This is a genomic window from Brevundimonas mediterranea (assembly GCF_014196125.1).
Taxonomy (GTDB): Bacteria; Pseudomonadota; Alphaproteobacteria; order Caulobacterales; family Caulobacteraceae; genus Brevundimonas; species Brevundimonas mediterranea.
The window spans coordinates 632,193-650,430 of record NZ_JACIDA010000002.1 but is presented as its reverse complement, the minus strand read 5'-3'; the positions used below and the strand labels follow the sequence as shown (position 1 = coordinate 650,430).

20 protein-coding genes and 1 tRNA gene are annotated in these 18,238 nt (G+C 67.8%); 16 read left to right on the top strand and 5 right to left on the bottom strand.

Annotated features, from left to right (window positions below):
• Positions 1–7: 7 nt before the first annotated feature.
• Positions 8–799, bottom strand: a complete 792-nt coding sequence (locus GGR11_RS12005) for an SDR family oxidoreductase (RefSeq protein ID WP_183197293.1) — start codon at positions 797–799, stop codon at positions 8–10.
• Between the two features lie 141 nt (positions 800–940).
• Between GGR11_RS12005 and GGR11_RS12000 the strand changes: the two genes are divergently transcribed.
• The gene (locus tag GGR11_RS12000; protein ID WP_183197291.1) at positions 941–1,318 is read left to right on the top strand and encodes a hypothetical protein; all 378 of its coding nucleotides are present in this window, start codon (positions 941–943) and stop codon (positions 1,316–1,318) included.
• Between the two features lie 64 nt (positions 1,319–1,382).
• Positions 1,383–1,940: a lipocalin family protein gene (locus GGR11_RS11995; protein WP_183197290.1), complete on the top strand. Its 558-nt coding sequence runs from the start codon at positions 1,383–1,385 to the stop codon at positions 1,938–1,940.
• Positions 1,941–1,979: 39 nt separating this feature from the next.
• On the opposite strand, the gene GGR11_RS11990 is transcribed toward GGR11_RS11995, so the two are convergent.
• Positions 1,980–2,055, bottom strand: a tRNA-Ala gene (locus GGR11_RS11990).
• A gap of 166 nt (positions 2,056–2,221) precedes the next feature.
• Here GGR11_RS11990 and GGR11_RS11985 point away from each other — a divergent pair.
• The 6 genes from GGR11_RS11985 (at position 2,222) to GGR11_RS11960 (ending at position 8,284) form a co-directional block, all read left to right on the top strand.
• Positions 2,222–2,527, top strand: coding sequence for a YggT family protein (locus GGR11_RS11985; RefSeq protein ID WP_008262663.1), 306 nt, complete (start codon positions 2,222–2,224; stop codon positions 2,525–2,527).
• Between the two features lie 123 nt (positions 2,528–2,650).
• Complete coding sequence (locus GGR11_RS11980) at positions 2,651–3,532, top strand: 3-hydroxybutyryl-CoA dehydrogenase (RefSeq protein WP_183197287.1); 882 nt, start codon at positions 2,651–2,653, stop codon at positions 3,530–3,532.
• On the top strand, positions 3,529–4,086 hold the full coding sequence (locus GGR11_RS11975; RefSeq protein ID WP_183197285.1) for a phthalate transporter: 558 nt from the start codon (positions 3,529–3,531) through the stop codon (positions 4,084–4,086). The genes GGR11_RS11980 and GGR11_RS11975 overlap by 4 nt, the downstream gene beginning before the upstream one ends.
• Before the next feature lie 39 nt (positions 4,087–4,125).
• Positions 4,126–5,379, top strand: coding sequence for a DUF418 domain-containing protein (locus tag GGR11_RS11970; RefSeq protein WP_183197283.1), 1,254 nt, complete (start codon positions 4,126–4,128; stop codon positions 5,377–5,379).
• A gap of 41 nt (positions 5,380–5,420) precedes the next feature.
• Entirely contained in the window at positions 5,421–7,304 is a 1,884-nt protein-coding gene (gene cobT, locus GGR11_RS11965; protein ID WP_183197281.1) for a cobaltochelatase subunit CobT, read from the top strand.
• On the top strand, positions 7,301–8,284 hold the full coding sequence (locus GGR11_RS11960; RefSeq protein ID WP_183197279.1) for an esterase-like activity of phytase family protein: 984 nt from the start codon (positions 7,301–7,303) through the stop codon (positions 8,282–8,284). Before cobT ends, GGR11_RS11960 begins: the two co-directional genes overlap by 4 nt.
• 4 nt (positions 8,285–8,288) lie before the next feature.
• Here GGR11_RS11960 and GGR11_RS11955 read toward each other — a convergent pair whose 3' ends face one another.
• Genes GGR11_RS11955 through otsB form a run of 3 tightly spaced genes read right to left on the bottom strand, consistent with a single transcriptional unit; the run spans position 8,289 to position 12,318 of the window.
• The gene (locus GGR11_RS11955) at positions 8,289–9,701 is read right to left on the bottom strand and encodes an alpha,alpha-trehalose-phosphate synthase (UDP-forming) (protein ID WP_183197277.1); all 1,413 of its coding nucleotides are present in this window, start codon (positions 9,699–9,701) and stop codon (positions 8,289–8,291) included.
• A gap of 54 nt (positions 9,702–9,755) precedes the next feature.
• Positions 9,756–11,540, bottom strand: a complete 1,785-nt coding sequence (locus GGR11_RS11950) for a glycoside hydrolase family 15 protein (RefSeq protein WP_183197275.1) — start codon at positions 11,538–11,540, stop codon at positions 9,756–9,758.
• 4 nt (positions 11,541–11,544) lie between these two features.
• The gene (gene otsB / locus GGR11_RS11945; protein WP_425485673.1) at positions 11,545–12,318 is read right to left on the bottom strand and encodes a trehalose-phosphatase; all 774 of its coding nucleotides are present in this window, start codon (positions 12,316–12,318) and stop codon (positions 11,545–11,547) included.
• Positions 12,319–12,471: 153 nt separating this feature from the next.
• Between otsB and GGR11_RS11940 the strand changes: the two genes are divergently transcribed.
• From GGR11_RS11940 to GGR11_RS11905, 8 genes are all read left to right on the top strand, one after another.
• On the top strand, positions 12,472–13,464 hold the full coding sequence (locus GGR11_RS11940) for a KpsF/GutQ family sugar-phosphate isomerase (protein WP_183197273.1): 993 nt from the start codon (positions 12,472–12,474) through the stop codon (positions 13,462–13,464).
• A gap of 10 nt (positions 13,465–13,474) precedes the next feature.
• On the top strand, positions 13,475–14,758 hold the full coding sequence (locus GGR11_RS11935) for a glycosyltransferase family 4 protein (RefSeq protein ID WP_183197271.1): 1,284 nt from the start codon (positions 13,475–13,477) through the stop codon (positions 14,756–14,758).
• Between the two features lie 30 nt (positions 14,759–14,788).
• The gene (locus GGR11_RS11930) at positions 14,789–15,961 is read left to right on the top strand and encodes a polysaccharide biosynthesis/export family protein (protein WP_183197270.1); all 1,173 of its coding nucleotides are present in this window, start codon (positions 14,789–14,791) and stop codon (positions 15,959–15,961) included.
• A 1-nt stretch (position 15,962) separates the two neighbouring features.
• Positions 15,963–16,559 (top strand): hypothetical protein, encoded by a 597-nt coding sequence (locus GGR11_RS11925; protein WP_183197268.1) that lies wholly within the window; start codon positions 15,963–15,965, stop codon positions 16,557–16,559.
• A 33-nt stretch (positions 16,560–16,592) separates the two neighbouring features.
• The gene (locus tag GGR11_RS11920) at positions 16,593–16,994 is read left to right on the top strand and encodes an acyl-CoA thioesterase (RefSeq protein WP_008260913.1); all 402 of its coding nucleotides are present in this window, start codon (positions 16,593–16,595) and stop codon (positions 16,992–16,994) included.
• Between the two features lie 83 nt (positions 16,995–17,077).
• On the top strand, positions 17,078–17,347 hold the full coding sequence (locus GGR11_RS11915; RefSeq protein WP_183197266.1) for a hypothetical protein: 270 nt from the start codon (positions 17,078–17,080) through the stop codon (positions 17,345–17,347).
• Positions 17,348–17,406: 59 nt separating this feature from the next.
• The gene (gene def / locus GGR11_RS11910; protein ID WP_183197264.1) at positions 17,407–17,985 is read left to right on the top strand and encodes a peptide deformylase; all 579 of its coding nucleotides are present in this window, start codon (positions 17,407–17,409) and stop codon (positions 17,983–17,985) included.
• A complete protein-coding gene (locus GGR11_RS11905) occupies positions 17,985–18,227 on the top strand; it encodes a hypothetical protein (protein ID WP_183197261.1) in 243 nt (80 codons plus the stop codon). The genes def and GGR11_RS11905 overlap by 1 nt, the downstream gene beginning before the upstream one ends.
• Positions 18,228–18,238: the final 11 nt, after the last annotated feature.

Genomic DNA, 18,238 nt, shown 5'->3' with positions numbered 1-18,238 from the left:
CGCGTGACTAGATCGCCCTCACCGCGCCACCGTCCAGCCGGATCAGCGAGCCGGTGACATAGGCGGCCAGGGGGCTGGCCAGGAAGGCGGCGGTGGCGCCGAACTCCTCGGTCGCGCCGATCCGGCCGACGGGGATGGATTTCACGGATTCGGCGCGGGCCTCCTGCGGCGTCACGCCGGTGCGTTCGGCCGTCGCCTGGTCCAGGCGTGCGATGCGCGGGGTGTCGATCCGGCCCGGCAGCAGGGTGTTGACCGTGACCCCGTCCGGCCCGACCTCGTTGGCCAGGGTCTTGGCCCAGGCGGCGACCGAGGCCCGCAGGGTGTTGGACACCCCCAGGGCGGCCGACGGCTCGACCACGGTGATCGAGGCGACGTTCAGGATCCGGCCCCAACCGGCGGCCCGCATGCGCGGCAGCACCCGGTCCGTCAGACGGAAGATCGACAGCACCATGGATTCGAAATGATCGCGCCAGACCGACGGCTCCAGCCCCGACACGCCCGACGGCGGCGGCCCCCCGGTGTTGTTCAGCAGGATCTCGATATGGCCGCCCAGCAGTTCCTCGGCCAGGTCGGCGGCCTTCATCAGGCCCTCGTGATCGGCCAGGTCGGCCGTGACCACGGCCGCCTTGCCCGGACCCATGGCGTTCAGTTCATCGGCCACGGCCTGAAGCTTGACCGCGTCGCGCGACAGCAGGGCCACATGGGCGCCCTCGGCCACCAGGGCCGTGGCCACGGCCCGGCCCAGGCCGGACGAACCGCCGCAGATCAGGGCGCGTTTGCGTGCGAGTTTCAGGTCCATGTCAGCTCCATGCTTTTGGCTCAGGCGGCGGATATCGGGTTTCCGTAGCGTCAGCGCAACGCGGCGTTAACCGACGCAGCGCAACCTTCGTCTTCATGTGGCCGCCAGCAACCGTCTGGACCGGCCGTGGAGGGCCGGCCCATGTCGACCAAGATGACCTCGAGCGTGCGTCGCCACAGCGACCATTTCGAGCCGCAGGACACCGATCCGCACGAGCAGCGCCGCCTGCGTGGCCAGCTGGAGCAGATCGACTACGCCGCCTATGTCGCCAACAAGGAGCTGATCGGCCAGGCCCTGACAGGGCTGGACGCCGCCTCCCTGCAGAAACTGGCCGTCCTGACCGCAGGCGCTCGCGCCAAATGGGGCGCCGAGGCCCTGCGCCTGGCCCATTCCGGCTCCCCCGTCACCGCCGACCAGGTCGCCCGCCTGACCGCCGCCCGCACCGCCTTCGACGAACTCGCCGAAGTCTACGAAGCCCTGCGCCGGATGGTGGAGCGCGGATATGCGGTGTTGAAGTAGAGGGGACCGAGGGGTCGCCATCTCTCCTAGGAACCGCGGGCGGTGTCGCTCCGTTTGTATCGCCATGTCCCTTAGACGCACTCTTCCAATCCTTGCTCTGGCGGGCGCCGCCGTCGGCCTGACCGCCTGCGCCACCTTCCAGCGCGGCCCCGTCGGCAACACGGCCGTTCCCCAACCCGCCCAGGCCGTCGACCTGAACCGCTACGCCGGTCTCTGGTACGAGATCGGCCGCTACGAGAACGGGTTCGAGCGCGATTGCGAGGGCGTCACCGCGCGATACGCCGTGCGGGACGACGGCCTTGTGGGGATACTGAACTCCTGCCGCCAAGGCGGGCTGAATGGCGACGAGAAGACCGTCGAGGGCAAGGCCAAGATCGTCGAGGGAAGCCGGAACGCCAAGCTGAAGGTCTCGTTCTTCGGTCCCTTCTACGTGGGCGACTATTGGGTGCTCGCCCGCGCTGAAGACTATTCCTGGTCTATCGTAGGTGAGCCTTCCGGCCGCTATCTTTGGCTTCTGAGCCGCACGCCCCACCCGTCTCGCGACGTCCACGACGCCATCCTGCGCCGGACCCGAGAACTGGGCTACGACCTGTCCATGGTGCGGGAAACCCGACAACCTTAAGCCGCAGCCCCAAAGCCCAAGTCATTGACGGATAACGCCTGGTGGAGCCGAGGGGAGTCGAACCCCTGACCTCGTCATTGCGAACGACGCGCTCTACCAACTGAGCTACGGCCCCGTTTCCAGTGCTGGATCGGGCCTCCAGGCGAGCGCGGGACATAGAAGGCGGGCGGGCGTGGTGTCAACGGGCTTGTGCGCGCAATCGAAGCAGGCGCGCGAGGGGCGTTGTCGGAAGGGGGCGGGACAGGCTAAAAGCGCCGCTCGCTCAAGCAGGAGAAGCGTCCATGGGTTTCGCCATCGTCTGGCTGGTCAACGCCGTCATCAGTCTGATGATCTGGTTCATCATCGCCCAGGCGATCCTGAGCTGGCTGGTCGCGTTCGACGTGATCAACTACCGCAACCGTTTCGTCTATTCGGTCGGCACCTTCCTGGACCGGATCACCGCGCCCCTGCTGGAGCCGTTCCGCCGCATCATCCCGAACCTGGGCGGAATCGACATCTCGCCCATCGTGGTGATCCTATTGCTTCAGTTCGCCAGCGTCCTGTTCAACCGCGCCGCCGCCCCCGCCCTGATCGGGCTTCTGGGCTGAGGCCGGGCGTCGGTCCGGGCGGACACGGTGCGCAGGATTCTCATGTGCAGGGACGATTCCACCCTTGCGCCGCGCCGCCACCTTCCTAAAGGTGCCCGCCCCGACCATTTTTGACCACGGTTCATGAGCACGATCACCACAGTCGCCGTCCTGGGCGCCGGACAGATGGGCGCAGGCATCGCCCACGCGGTGGCCCTGGGCGGTTATTCGGTCCGGCTTTATGACGTGGCCGCCGCCCGACTGCCGCTGGCTCAGGGCGAGATCGCCGCCAGCCTGTCGCGCCATGTCGCGCGCGGCCTGATCGGCCAGGCTGACGCCGACGCCGCCCTGGCCCGCATCACCGTGACCGAGGACATCGCCGAAGCCGTGACCGGGGCCGACCTGGTGATCGAGGCGACGCTGGAGGACGAGACGGTCAAGAAGGCCGTCTACGCCCAGGTCGCGCCGCACCTGGGGCCCCAGACCCTGCTGGCCTCCAACACCTCCTCCATTTCGATCACCCGCCTGGCCTCGGCCTCGGACCGGCCCGACCGGTTCATCGGCCTGCACTTCATGAAGCCGGCGCCGGTGATGAAACTGGTCGAGATCGTGCGCGGCATCGCCACCTCGGCCGAGACCCATTCGGCCGCCGTCGCCTTCGCCGAAAGCCTGGGCAAGACCACCACCGACGCCGAGGACTTCCCGGCCTTCATCGTCAACCGCATCCTGGTGCCGATGATGAACGAGGCGATCTTCGCCCTGTACGAAGGCGTCGGCAACGTCGCCTCCATCGACAAGGCGCTGCGCCTGGGGGCCAATCACCCGATGGGGCCGCTGGAACTGGCGGACTTCATGGGGCTGGACGTGGTCCTGGCCATCATGAACGTGCTGTACGACGGCCTGGCCGACAGCAAATACCGGCCCTGCCCCCTGCTGGTGAAATATGTCGAGGCCGGCTGGCTGGGCCGCAAGAGCGGGCGCGGCTTCTATGACTATTCCGGCGACACGCCGGCGCCGACGCGATGAGCCGGTTCGAGAGCTATAGCGACCTGCCCGGGCAGGCGACCATCCATTCGCGGCCGGCGCCCCTGTATCCGATCCTGGCGTCCGTCGCCGGCGCGGCCTGGCCGCCGCTGCTGCTGACCCTGCCGCTGTGGCCGCCCCACGCCGTCGCGTTCGGCCGCGATCTGGACTGGCGTCTCATGGTGCTGCTGATCGGCCTGGTTGTGGTGCCTGTGGGTCTGTGGCGCATCATCATCGAGCGCCGTCACAGCGGCCGGCCGGGCTCGCGCCTGGGCGTGGTCTGGCGGTTCATGCTGTTCGGCGGACTGGCTGCGGCCGCGCTGCAGGTGGCGATGGCCCTGGGGATGGTGGTCTCGGGCTGGCTCGAGGCCGGCGACGTCATGCAGGCTCTGGGCGCCACCGAGACGACCCTGCTGATCTATGGCGTCGGAGGTCTGCCCATCGCCATGATCGTGGGCGTCAGCTACGCCCTGTGGGCGGGGCTTTGCGCCGCCTTCATCGCCTTCGAGGCCAAGCCGGCGGTCAAGGACCGGTTGGGCTTGATGCCGAGGGGCTGAGGCAGGCGGCCCTTTCGGCTGCGGGATTGGGGGGATCCGATGTCGATGGAAAACCAGTGGAATGACCGCGCCGTCGTCGGCGACGCCGTCCTGGCGCCGGTCGAGGCGGGTGCGCGGATCATCAGCCTGGACGTGATGCGCGGCCTGGCGGTGCTGGGCATATTGGCCGTCAATGTCGCCTCGTTCGGCCTGCCCTTCATGGTCTATGGCGACGCGGACCTCAGCCCCTTTCCCGTGACCGGCGCCAACGACGTGGCGCGCTGGGCGGTGGATGTCTTCTTCCACCAGAAATTCATCACCCTGTTCTCGATGCTGTTCGGCGCCTCGATCTTTCTGGTCGGGGGCGAGCGGGGCGATGCGGCGCGCGGGCGTCTGCTGCGACGGCGGCTGTTCTGGCTGGCGGTCATCGCCCTGATCCACGGCCTGGCCTTCTGGTACGGCGACGTCCTGCTGCTGTACGCCTGGTCCGGCCTGTTCGTGATGCTGATGCGGTCGTTCTCCGCCCGGCTGCTGATCGGGATCGGCCTGGCCGTGACCCTGGCGCTGGGCGCGATGCAGGCGGGCGCCGCCTGGCTGATGGTCGCCGGCCCGCCGGTGGTCGTCGACGCCATGAGCGAGGGCGGCCCGCAGTATTCGCTCGACGCCGTCAACGCCGCCATCGCCGCCTATCGCAGCGGCTGGGCCGGGGCCATGGGCCAGAACCTGACGGCCTGGCTTTTCCTTCAGGGCGCCAGTCTGAGCATGTTCGTCTTTTCGACCGTGGCCCTGATGATGACGGGCATGGGCCTGTTCAAGGCGGGCTTCCTCAGCGGCCGGGCGCCGACGGGCCTCTATCTGGCGGTCATCGCGGCCGGCGGGGCGGTGCTGGCCCTGCTGGGCGTGCTGGAATGGGTCGAGGTCATGGCGCCCCGGGGCGCTCACCCGACGCGGGGCCTGTCGGAGGTCGTCGCCTCCTTCCCGATCTTCATCACCCTGGCCTATGTCAGCCTGATCGTCCTGGTCACGCGACATGGGGCGTCGTGGCTGGCGCCCTTGCGGCCGGTGGGCCAGATGGCCTTCACCAACTATCTGACCCAGACCCTGATCATGACCAGCCTGTTCTACATGCCGTGGGGGCCGCGCCTGTTCGGTCAGGTGGATTATGTCGGCATGTGGGGCCTGGTGGCGTCTGTCTGGGCGGTTCAACTGGTCTGGTCGCCGCTGTGGCTGTCGGCCTTCCGCATGGGTCCGCTGGAGTGGGTCTGGCGCTGTCTGACCTACGGCCGCTGGACGCCGATCCGAAAACCGGGCTGATCGCGCTTTTATCGCAGGCGCGAAGGGATTAACTGAGGGCCATGGCCGCCCCGGATACTCCCGCCGAAACCTTCAAGCGCGCGCTGGGCCATGCCGCCCGCGCCCTGGCCGAACAGCCCGAGCTGGAGGTGGTGTTTGGGTCTGACGGACCCAAGCTGGTCGGCGGGGTTCTGACCCTGCCGCATCCGCCGCGCGACCCTTCGGGGCCCGACAGCGCGTCTCTGCGAGGCCAGGCTGATCGGCTGGCGCTGCGCCTGGCCAATCACGACGCGGCCATCAACGCCCGGATGCGGCCCGTCGACACCAAGGCGGCCGAGGTGTTCGACGCGGTCGAACAGGCGCGGGTCGAGGCGGTGGGATCGGAGTATCTCGCCGGGGTGCGCGACAATATGGGCGCCGCCCTGATCACCCGGCTGGAAAAGACCGGCGCCCTGCGCATCGCCGACGCCGACCGCGTGCCGGTGTCGGAGGCGGTGGCCCTGCTGGTGCGCGAACGCCTGACCGGCCGCCCGTCGCCCGACGGCGCCCGGTCCATGCTGGACCTGGTGCGCGCCGGCATCGAGGCCAAGGCCGGAGACAAGCTGGACGCCCTGGCGGCGACGGCCGGCGACCAGGCGGGCTTCGCCGAAAAGATGCGCGAGGTGCTGCGCGCCCTCGACCTGGATCCCGGCGACGGCCGGGGCGAAGACTCCTCCGAGGATCCGGGCCAGGACGAGCCCGATCCCCAGGACCCCGAAGCCAGCGACGAGCCGGACGAGGACGAGGACGAACAGGGCGGCGAAGGCTCCCAGTCGATGGAGGGGGACGCCGACGACCAGTCGTCGGAGGACGAACGCGACAGCCGACCCGAGGGCGCGCCTGGCGACCCGCAAGGCGACGCCTCGGAGGATGGGCCGGAACTGAACGAGGGCCAGCAGCCCAATCGCCAGCAGACCGCCGACGACGGCCGGGCGGTCGATTTCTACCGCGTCTTCACCACCGCCTATGACGAGGTGGTGGACGCCGCCGACCTGTGCGACCCGATGGAGCTGGAGCGGCTGCGCAATCTGCTGGACCAGCAGCTGACCATCCTGTCCAGCGTGGTCTCGCGTCTGGCCAACAAGCTGCAACGCCGCCTTCTGGCCCAGCAGAACCGCTCCTGGATGTTCGATCTGGAGGAGGGGATGCTGGATACGGCGCGCCTGACCCGGATCGTCACCGACCCCACCGCCCCCCTGTCGTTCAAGGCCGAGAGCGAAAGCCCGTTCCGCGACACGGTCGTCACCCTGTTGCTGGACAACTCCGGCTCGATGCGCGGGCGGCCGATCATGGTGGCGGCGGTCTGCGCCGACATCCTGGCGCGGACCCTGGAGCGGTGCGGGGTCAAGGTCGAGATCCTGGGCTTCACCACCCGGGCCTGGAAGGGCGGACAGAGCCGCGAGGCCTGGATCAGCGCCGGAAAGCCCGCCAATCCGGGCCGTTTGAACGACCTGCGCCACATCATCTACAAGGCCGCCGACGCGCCCTGGCGCCGGGCCAAGAAGAACCTGGGCCTGATGATGCGCGAGGGCCTGCTGAAGGAAAACATCGACGGCGAGGCCCTGCAATGGGCGCACAACCGCCTGCTGGCCCGGACCGAACAGCGGCGGATCCTCATGGTCATTTCCGACGGCTCGCCGGTCGACGACTCGACCCAGTCGGCCAACGCCGCCCTGTATCTGGACAAACACCTGCGCCAGGTCATCGCCGAGATCGAGGACCGGTCGCCGGTCGAACTGTTGGCCATCGGCATCGGCCACGACGTGACCCGCTGGTATCGCAAGGCCCTGACCATCGTCGATGTGGAGCAACTGGCCGGCGCCATGACCGAGAAACTGGCCGAACTGTTCGAGGCCGAGGGCGTCGCGGGGCCCACGCGCCGGACTCGAAAGAAACTGGCCGCATGACCCGTTTTCGCCGTCTGGCCGCTGTCTGGGCCGCCCTGTCGCTGACGGCCTGCGCCACCGCGCTCAGCGCGCCCCAGCCGGATCTGGCGGGGATGAACGGCTGGACCTACGCTCCGGCTGAGCTGAAGCCTGTCGGCCTCGGCCTGCCGGGGGCGGTCCTGGCGCCCGGCGTCAGTTTCGCGGGCGGGGTGGAGATCGTGGCCGGCCTGGGCTCGCCGCTGCACGGCCTGTCGGATCTGAAACTGACCGGCGACGGCGGCTTCGTGGCCGTGTCGGACGCCGGAGACCTGGTGCGCGGGACGCTGCGGCTGGACGCCGAGGGGCGGCTGGTGGGCGTGGATCGTCTGGCGTCGCGCCGACTGACGCTGGAAGACGGTCGGCCGATCACCGACAAGGTCGACGGCGACGCCGAGGGTCTGGCCCTGACCCGTTCGGGCGACCTGTTGATCAGTTTCGAGCGTCATCATCGCATCTGGAACTATGGCCCCCTGTCGGCCCTGAAGGCGGCGACGCCCGCAGCGTCGCCCGACGCCGTCTTCCCCGACAACGAAGGCATGGAAGGCCTGGCTGCGGCCCTTCCGGGCGACCGCGCCGACGGCTGGCGCGCGGCGGGTGAGACCGGCGGCGTCTGGGATTGCACGTCTGTTGGATGCCGCCTGGTCGCCCCGCAACCGACCGAGGCGCCGGTGGGCGGCGACTATCGCAACACCGGCCTGGATCGCGACCCGTCCGGCGAGGGCTGGTTCCTGGTCCAGCGCAGCTACAGCCCGCCGTTCGACATGCGCGGCCGTCTTCGCCGTCTGTCGCCGGACGGGACAACGGGGCCGGTGCTGATCGAGCTGAAACTGCCCGGCACGACCGATAATTTCGAGGGGGTGTCGGCTGAACGGCGCGGCCAGACGACGCGGCTTTATCTGCTGTCCGACGACAACGCCAACCCCGCCCAGCGCACCCTGCTGCTGGCCTTCGACCTGCGCTGAGGCGTCAGGCCGCCCCGGCCCACTGGGCCGTCTCCGGCTCGCCGGCCACGGACCGCAGCGCCTTGACGAAGTCGTCGCGCCAGATGCCGACATCGGTGTCGCGCACCACCTGCATCAGGGCCTCCCATTTCCGGATCCTTTCGGACAGGGGCATGGTCAGGGCCTTCTGGATGGCGTCCGACAGTTCCTCACGGCTGTAGGGATTGACCAGCAGGGCCTCGCCCATCTGTTCCGCCGCCCCGGCGAACCGCGACAGGATCAGAACGCCGGGATCGTCGGGGTTCTGAGCCGCGACATATTCCTTGGCCACCAGGTTCATGCCGTCGCGCAACGGGGTCACCAGCCCGACCTTGGCCGCCCGATAGATGCCCGCCAGCTGATCGCGGCGATAGGTGCGGTTCAGATAGCGGACCGGCTGCCAGTCCATGTCTCCGAAGGCGCCGTTGACCCGTCCCGCCAGGGAATCCAGACGCGCCCGCAGATCCTGATAGGAGTCCACGTCATCGCGCGAGATGGGCGTCACCTGCAGCAGGAAGACCTCACCCCGCATCGAGGCGTTGTCGTGAAGGAACTGCTCATAGCCCAGCAGCCGTTCCTCCAGCCCCTTGGAATAGTCCAGCCTGTCCACGCCGACAATCATTGACCGGAAGGCCGCCGAGGCCGCCATCCGGTCATAGGTCCGGGCGCCCAGCGTCGAGTTCCGCGCCGCCAGGAAGCCGTCCACGTCGATGCCGATGGGGAAGACGCCGGTCTGAACCCGCCGTCCGAAACATTCCAGCCCGCCATGGCCGAACAACTCGCCCTGAGCTTCGCTGACCACATAGTCGGTGAACAGGTCGCTCCATTCCTGGGTGTGGAAGCCGATCAGGTCGAAATCGAACATCGACTCCACCAGTCGCCGGTGGTGCGGCAAGGTGACCAGCAGCTGACGCGCCGGCCAGGGCGTGTGCAGGAAGAAGCCGATCCGGTTGCGGATCCCCAGGCGGCGCAGGTCCCGCGCCATCGGGATCATGTGATAGTCGTGGATCCAGATGACGTCGTCAGGTTGGATCACCGGCGCCAGAACCTCGGCGAACCGTCGATTCACACGCTCATAGCCCTCGCCGTAGGACCTTTCGTACTGGGCCAGATCGGTGCGGTGGTGGAACAGCGGCCACAGGGTCTTGTTGGCGTAGCCGTTGTAGTATTCGTCGACGTCCTGCGGCTCCAGATCGACCAGACCGACCGTGACCCCGGCCCGGTCCTCCACCTTCATCTCGCCGGTGAAGGTCTCGATCGTCTCGCCGGACCAGCCAAACCACAGACCCTCGTATTTCCTCAAGGCGGCGGACAGGGCCATGGCCAGCCCCCCGGCCGAGCCTGCGGCAGGGTCGATGGGGGCCGAAACCCGGTTGGATACGACGATAAGACGGCTCATGATTTCACTTCGGCAACGACCCCAGCCCCGGGGTCAGACACGGCGTTCGGCGGTTTAACGCACGTCGGTCCAGGAACGGCTCAACATCACGGCGCAATTGATGATGCCGACCAGCGAATAGGTCTGGGGGTAGTTGCCCCACAGTTCGCCGTCCTCGACCGAAATATCTTCGCTCAGCAAACCCGCCTCGGTGCGACGGTTCAGCATTTCCTGGAAAATTTCGCGGGCTTCCTCAACCCGGCCGTTCTGGTGCAGGGCCTCGATGAACCAGAAGGTGCAGAAGTTGAACGCCGTCTCCGGTTCGCCGAAATCGTCCGGCTCGACATAGCGGAACAGGAAGGCGCCCTTCTTCAGATCGCGCTCGATGGCGTCGAAAGTGGCGACCTGACGCGGGTCGTGGGCGTCGAGGAAGCCCAGGTCCGTCAACTGCAACAACGAGGCGTCCAGTTCGCGACCGCCGAAACTGGCGGCGAACCGACCCTCGTCCGGCAGGAAGGTCTCAGCCTCGACCCGCTCGCGGATGATCCTGGCCCGTTCCCGCCAGACCTCGCCCCGCGCGCTGAGGCCCAGATGGTCCGCCGCCTTGGCCAGACGGTCGCACGCCGCCCAGCACATGACCGACGAATAGGTGTGGACGCGGGCGATGGTGCGGAACTCCCACAGGCCGGCGTCGGTCTGATCATGCATGGCGAAGGCCCGCTCGCCGACCTTCTCCAGGGCGTGGAAATCCTCGACCGTGCCGGGACGCAGCAGACGCTGGTCATAGAAGGCCTGAACCAGAGGCAGGACGATCTGTCCGTACACGTCATGTTGCAGATGCTCGTGCGCCTGATTGCCGATCCGCACCGGCTTCATGCCGCGATAGCCCTCGACCGTATCGACGATGCTTTCGCCGATGCCGGGCTCCAGACCCACCCCATAGACCGGCTGCACATGGCCGCCTGCGGCGTCATCGACCAGATTGCGCAGATAGCCGAGATAGTTTTCCAGAATATCGACCGCGCCCAGTCGGTTCAGCGCCCGCACCGTATAATAGGCGTCGCGGATCCAGCAGTAGCGATAGTCCCAGTTGCGGCCGCTCTCCTTGAACTCGGGCACCGAGGTGGTCATGGCGGCGACGATGGCCCCCGTCTCCTCGTAGGCGCACAGTTTCAGGGTGATGGCCGCACGGATGACCGCCTCCTGATAATCCAGCGGCAGATACAGCTTGCGCACCCAGTCCTGCCAATAGGCGATGGTGCGGTCCAGCGCCGCTTGAACCCCGGGGCCGACGTCCTGATCGTAGCCCTCGTCAGGCCCCATGAAGAAGGCGTGCGGCCGCTCCAGGCGGAACACCCGTTCTTCGACCACATGCGACACCGGACAGTCGGTGGTCAGGCGGAAGGTCACATCCGGGCAGATGTAGCGGATATGGTTCGAGCCGGAGGTGCAGGGCGCCCGCCGGGCGCCCCAGTCGGCGGACGGACGCAGCCGGATACGAATGCGTGGCGTGCCCTCCAGCGGCCGGATGATCCGCCCGAACGCCAGAGGCCGATAGGTGCGGGAGTGTTTCGCATGGCGGGGCGCGAAGTCGATGATCTCGACCGCCGCGCCGTCTTCCGCCGTCAGGACCGTGCGCAGCACCGGCGTGTTGCGGATATAGGCTTGGCTGACGTGTTTCAGGCCCTCCAGTTCGACAGCCCAATAGCCGTGTTCGGGATCCTCGCCGTTCATCAGGGACGAGAAGACCGGATCGCCGTCCACGCGCGGCGCACAGGCCCAGACGAACCGGCCCTGACGATCGATCAGGGCGCTGATGGCGCAGTTGCCGATGGGGAAGAGATCAAGATTGGGTTTCATCGGTTCAGGCCTTAGCCACGGCTTCGAGCCAGGTCAGGACGGCGTCTACGTCGTCCAGTCGATAGCGCGCGGCCGTCTCGCGTTGCGGCCCCACCAGCACGCCATATCCGCCCAGAGCCGCCGCAGCCTCGAACCCGTGTTCGTCGGTCAGGTCGTCGCCCAGCATGACAGGGATAGCGTCCTTGAACGGGGCGTCCTGCATGAAATCGATCACGGCCGTGCCCTTGTCGGCGCCGGGCGTCTTGAGTTCCAGCACCATATGGCCGGGCTGCAGGCTCAAGCCCGTCTCGACCTGCAAGCGTTTGGCCAGGGCCTTGGCCGCGTCCGTCTGTTCCGGCGCCTGGCGATAGTGCAGCCCGGCCGAAACCCCCTTGTCCTCGACGATGACGCCCGGCCGATCCGCAGCGAAAGCCTTGAAGCCGGCCAGGGCCACGGCGACGCCGGCGTCCGGCGCGCCACGGCTGATGGATCCGTCTTTCAGCCGACGCTCCAGCCCATGCACCCCGGACGCCGAGGTCAGGGCATGGTCGGAAATCCGGTCGACCTCGGCTATTGTTCGCCCACTGACGATGGCGACGCGGCCCGCCAATCGGGCCTCGACCGCCTTCAGAGCGGCGGTGCGACGCGCGACCGGCCCGACGCCGTCGGGCGTCGGCGCCATGGGCGCCAGAACGCCGTCCATATCCAGGAACAGGGCGATCCCATCCGCGACGACAGGCGGCGTTGGCAGCAATAGAGCTTCGGCTCCGGCGTGAGACGGCATGTGGCGTGCACTCATTTTGACTTCCCCAGCATCTCCTAACGCGCCACTCCGGCAAAGGTTGACCCGAAAGCGACAAAGTCGTCTGAAAGGACACGTTGCGCGTGGCCTTGGGATGGGGCAGATCGCGCGCCTCGCACCAAGGAGAGCCCATAAGGGGCCTGACAGACCATGACCGAGATCGCCCACTCGTCTCCCGATGACATCGCCGCCATGACTGATCGCGCCCGCGACGTGATGCGGCTGAACATCGAGGCGCTGGAGGCCTTGGAGCGGTCGATCGACGTTTCGATGGCCCGCGCCGTCGATGTCATCATGAGCAGGCCGGGCTATGTGATCGTCACCGGCATGGGCAAGTCGGGCCATATCGGCGGAAAGATCGCCGCCACCCTGGCCTCGACCGGCACCAGCGCCTTCTTCGTCCATCCAGCCGAAATGAGCCATGGCGACTTGGGCATGTTGCGCCCGGACGTGACCGTCCTGGCCATTTCAAACTCGGGCGAGAGCCGCGAACTGCGTGATCCGCTGATCTTTTGCCAGCGCAACGGCATACCGGTCATCGCCATCACCCAGCGACCTGCCAGTTTCCTGGGCCGCAACGCCGCCGTCTGCCTGACCATGCCCAAGGTGGCCGAGGCCTGCCCCAACGGCCTGGCCCCGACGACCTCGACCTTGATGACCCTGGCCCTGGGCGACGCCCTGGCCATGGTGCTGATGGACCGCCGCGCCTTCAGCGCCATGGACTTCGGCCTGCACCACCCCGGCGGCGCACTGGGCATGAGCCTGCAGAGCGTGCGCGAATGGATGGGCGACAACGCCGCCGCCCCCGCCAGCGTGCCGCTGAACGCCAATTTCAGCGAGGTCGTCTCGGCCATCACCGAGGGACGAAAGGGCGCCGTCGCCGTGCTCGACCCGGACGGGACGCTGGCCGGGATCGTCACCGACGGCGACCTGCGCCGCGCCTTCCAGCGCGACACCACCAATCTGACGGCGGCCGACATCATGGGACCTAATCCCATCACCGTCGATCCGGACGCGCGGATGAGCGACGTCGTCGATCTTCTGACCGCGAACAAGATCGCCAACCTGTTTGTCGTCGAGGAGGGCCGGCCGACCGCCATCGTCCACATCGCCGAACTGATGCAGGCTGGCTACGTCGCCTGACGACCCGAACATGCGAATCCTTTACGACGCCAGCCGGCTGATGAGCCGGGCCGACCGTTCCGCCCCCACAGGAGTCGATCGGGTCTGTCTGGCCTACGCCGAATGGCTGCTGTCCCGCCCCGACGTCGTCACCATACCGGTGCGGGGCCGCAAGAACCGACTGGTGGCGGTCGATACCGAATGGTTCCGCCGGTTCGTCGGCGAACTGCGGGCGCGGTGGAACGGGGCTGCGGATGCGTCGGGCGATCCGGCGCACGAGGCGCGGCTGCTGACTGCGCTGACCGCGTCGGTTCGCCCAGACCAGTCGGTGATCAGCCCACCGCCCGCACCGTCGCTCAAAAAGCCGGCGGACAGAAGCCGGGTGCTGAAACAGTTCTTCCGCTCCCGCCATGTCGTCGCACCGCCGCCCGCCGATCTCTATCTCAACGTGGGCCACACTACGCTGCACGAGCCGACGGCCTTGATTGAGCTGGAGGCGGCGGGTGTGGAACGGGTTGTTCTGCTCCACGACCTGATTCCGATCACCCATCCGGAATTCTGCCGTCCCGGCGACGGCGCCAAACATCACGCCCGGGTCGCCAACACCCTGCGATACGCCAGCCGCGTCATCGTCAACTCGGTCTCCACAGGGGACGAGCTGCGCGCCTTCGCCTCCTGCGAAGGCCTGCCTCAACCGCCCGTCCATGTCGCGCACCTGGGGTTGGAGCCCGCCTTCATCGACGGCGACGTCGTAGAGACGGCCCGGCCGTATTTCGTTCATGTCGGCACGATCGAGGCCCGCAAAAATCTGGCGCTTCTGCTGACCCTGTGGCGGCGGCTGGAAGAACGGCTGGGAGAGAGGACGCCGTCCCTGGTGCTGGTTGGTCGCTACGGTTGGGAAAACGAGGCGGTGTTGGACCATCTGGAACGGTCGCCGAACCTGCGAGGCGTCGTGCACCAGGCCTCCAATCTCTCCGACGTCCTGCTGGCGCGGCTGATGCGGGGCGCACGCGCGGTCCTGGCGCCGTCTTCGATCGAAGGCTTCGACCTCCCGGCGGTCGAGGCCCGCGCCATGGGCCTGCCCCTGCTCGCTTCCGACATTCCGGCCCACCGCGAACTCACGCCCGATGCCGAGTTGATCGACCCGCTGGACGGGCTCGGCTGGCTGGCTGCGGTCGAACGCGCCACCCTGGAAAGACCCGCGCGACCGACGCCTCAGTCCGCGCCGTCCTGGGCGGGACATTTCGACATCGTCGCCGAGGCCATCGGTCTATCGCCGGCTTCGCCTCTGGCGGGCGCCTCCAAAGACTTGTAATCAGTCCGCGAACAAGGGCCGTCCTGCTTCATGACTCGCACCATCCTCCCCCTCGCCATCGTCGCCATCCTGGGCGGGTGCTCCACCCTGCCGCGCGACGGACCTTCAGGCGCCTCGATCAACGCCGGCGCCACGACGCCCCAGGCTCTGGGCAGCTATGCTCTGGTGCCCCTCACCTATGAAATCACCGAACGGATGAAGGCGGTGCCGCCCCAGTTCTTCGGCACCCTGGTCGCCGCCTCCAGCGAGCAGCCGGCCGATGTGATCGGCGTTGGCGACACCCTGGCCATCTCGATCTACGATCCCTCGGGCTCCCTGTTCGGCGGCGCGCTCGGCAGCGGCTCCAGCGCCAATCGCACTCTGTCGACCCCGTCCAGCGGGTCCCAGGCCCTGCCGGGCGTGACCGTCGACCGCAGCGGCTCGGTCGCCGTGCCCTTCGCCGGCCAGGTCCGCGTCCAGGGTCTGACGGCGCCCCAGGCGGCGGCGGCCGTTCGGCGCGCCCTGGTCGGCAAGGTCGCCAATCCCCAGGTTCTGGTCGGCATCGCCGACAACGCCTCCAATACGGTCAATGTCTTCGGCGACGTGCGCCGGCCCGGTCGCGCGCCGCTGGGCGTCAACAGCGACCGGATTCTGGACGTGATCGCCGCCGCCGGCGGCTCCGCGCGTGAAACCGACGACCTGACCATCAGCGTCCAACGCGGCGGCCAGACCTATACTGCCCCCATGACCGCCGTGACGACGGAGTTCGGCGAGAACGTCCGCCTGCAACGCGGCGACGTGATCAATGTCCAGTACAAGCCGCGCCGCTTCTCGACCTTCGGCGCCCTGAATGCGGTGACGCAGGTCGACATGCCCGCCGGGGTCATGACCCTGACCGGCGCCATGTCGAAGGTCGGCGGACTGAACACCAATACAGCCAACGCCCGTCGTGTGATGGTCTTCCGCTTCGAGCGTCCGGAAGTGGCGCAAGCCCTGGGTATCAACCAGCCCGCTACCCCGCGGGGCGTGCCCGTGGTCTATGAACTGAACTTCAACGAGGCGGCCAACGTCTTCGCCGCCACCAATATGCAGATCATGCCCGAAGACGTAATCTATGTGCCCTTGGCCGGCGCCGCCGAGGCGCGTAAATTCTTCGAGTTCGTTCAGACTGTCACTCGCGTGGTCTATGACGTGTCGGTGACCAGCGCCGTCAACATCGACTGAGGTGCTGGGGCGCTGGCGGATCCTGCTGTCCCGACTGAGCGGCCCCGCCGCGTCCGGTCGCCTTCGAAGGACAGACGACGACAGCGCCGCGGCGTCGCCCTTCGACCGTCCGTCCGATCTCGAGCCGTCTGCGCCGGACCCTCTGGAGATCGCGCTCGTCGAGATCGAGACCGGCGCGCTGGAGGTCTATGCCCGCGCCGGACTCCCGACTGAGCCGGGCCATTATCGCAAGCCGCCCGGCACGGACGCCTGGACCTTCATCGCCGCCACACTGTCGCCAGAGGCGCGCTTCGCCCTGACGCTGGAACATCCTGCGGAAATGGGCTGGCGGTTCGCGCGTCTGCAGGACCTGGGCGCGCGGTCCGAACGCCCTGATCTGAAAGCCTCCTCGCGCCTGTTGCGCGACATCGCCGATCTTCGGTCGGCCAGGCGAGGCCTTCTGACCGTGGACCACCTGTCGATCGCGATGGAACTGGGCGGGGCATGGCGGGCGCTCAGGGACTCCCAGGCCGTTAAGCCGTCGCGCCTGACCCTGAAGCCTCCGGCTCCGCCAAAGAAGGCCAGGACCAGACGCGACAAGTCGTCCGAGGCGCGCTAGGAACGCCGCCTTCCCGAACGCCAGAGCCTGCCCATGTCCGACGCGCCCGAATATCCGCCCGAGACCCGTCCGGTCGGACGCATCATCGCCATGCCGGCCGACACCAATCCCGAAGGCGACATCTTCGGCGGTTGGCTGCTGGCCCAGATGGACGTCGCGGGCGCCACCCCGGCCTTCGAACTCGCCCAGGGCCGCTGCGCCACCGTGGCCCTGGACGGCATGGTGTTCCACCAGCCGGTCGCCGTCGGCGACGAGGTCAGCATCTACGCGGACGTCATCAGCACCGGCCGCACCTCGATCCGCATCCATGTCGAGGCCTGGAAACGCGCGCGCGGCCAGCCTCTGGCCACTTCGGTCCGCGTGACCCAAGGCGTCTTCACCTATGTGGCCATCGACGAGAACCGCAAACCCCGCCCCCTGCCCGGCAAGGAATAGGCGGTCCCCTCAAGGTCTGGCGTCGTCCGGTTGACAGTAGCGCAGCCGGACCGACAAATGCTCAGGCCGTTTGGGGGAACAGCATGATCGTCATCGCCGCCTATATCGCGGGTCTCTTTCTGGTTCTGCGGGAGGCCGTTCCGTGGCTTAAGGCGCGAGCGTCGGGGGTCATCTACACACGCGGCCACCGACGCCATAAGGTGTTGCGCGCGGAAGAGCCTGAACGCTTCGCGGCTCTGGCCGCGAACCGGTTTCGAGCCATGGGCGTCGGCGCACTGGTTCTCGCGCTCGCCGTCGGCTGGACCGTTTGGACCCTCTTCGGCGCCGTTTTACAGGCCGCTGCACCGCTGTAGAACAGCGTGCGACGCCTGGAAATCTTGACCTCGCGCCGGGGCGCGCCTACGTCCCGGCCATGGCCATCCGACGCATCCTCACCATCGACATCCCCGCCGACCTGGCGATTCTGAAACAGGTGTCCAAGCCGGTCACGGCCGTCGATGACGCCGTGCGCACCCTGATGGACGACATGCTGGAGACCATGTACGCCGCGCCGGGCATCGGCCTAGCCGCCGTTCAGGTCGGCGCGCTGGACCGGGTCATCGTCATGGACCTGGGCGATCGCGACGGAACCGTCTGCGAAACCGAGGAAGAAGACACCCCGGAAGCCGCCGAGGCGCGCAAGAACCCGCGCTTCTTCGCCAATCCGGAAATCCTGTGGACCTCGGACGAGCTCTACACCTACGAGGAAGGCTGCCTGTCGATCCCCGAGTATTTCGACAAGGTGGAACGCCCGGCCCGCGTCCGCATTCGCTATCTGAACCGTGACGGTCAGTCGGTGGAGGAAGAGGCCGAAGGCCTCTACGCCGTCTGCATCCAGCACGAGATGGACCACCTTAACGGCGTGCTCTTCATCGACCATCTGTCGCGGCTGAAGCGGGATCGCGCCGTGACCAAGGTCAAGAAGGCCGCCCGCGACAGGATCGCCGCCTGATGACCCAACGCCCCACTCGCCCCATCCGCCGCGGCCAGTCCCTGGTCATCGACACGCAAGGGCGCCGTCGCCTGACCCGCAGCCAGAAGATCGGCGTCGCCGGGGTCGCGACCCTGGCGGGCGTCGCCCTGCTGGGCGTGGTTGCGGGTCTGCTGCTGGACCGCCTGCTCGATTTCGACGACGCCCTGGACGCCGGTGGCGAATGGGACGAGGGCGGCGGCGTCTTCACCCGCTGGCAGTAGGCCGCCTAAAC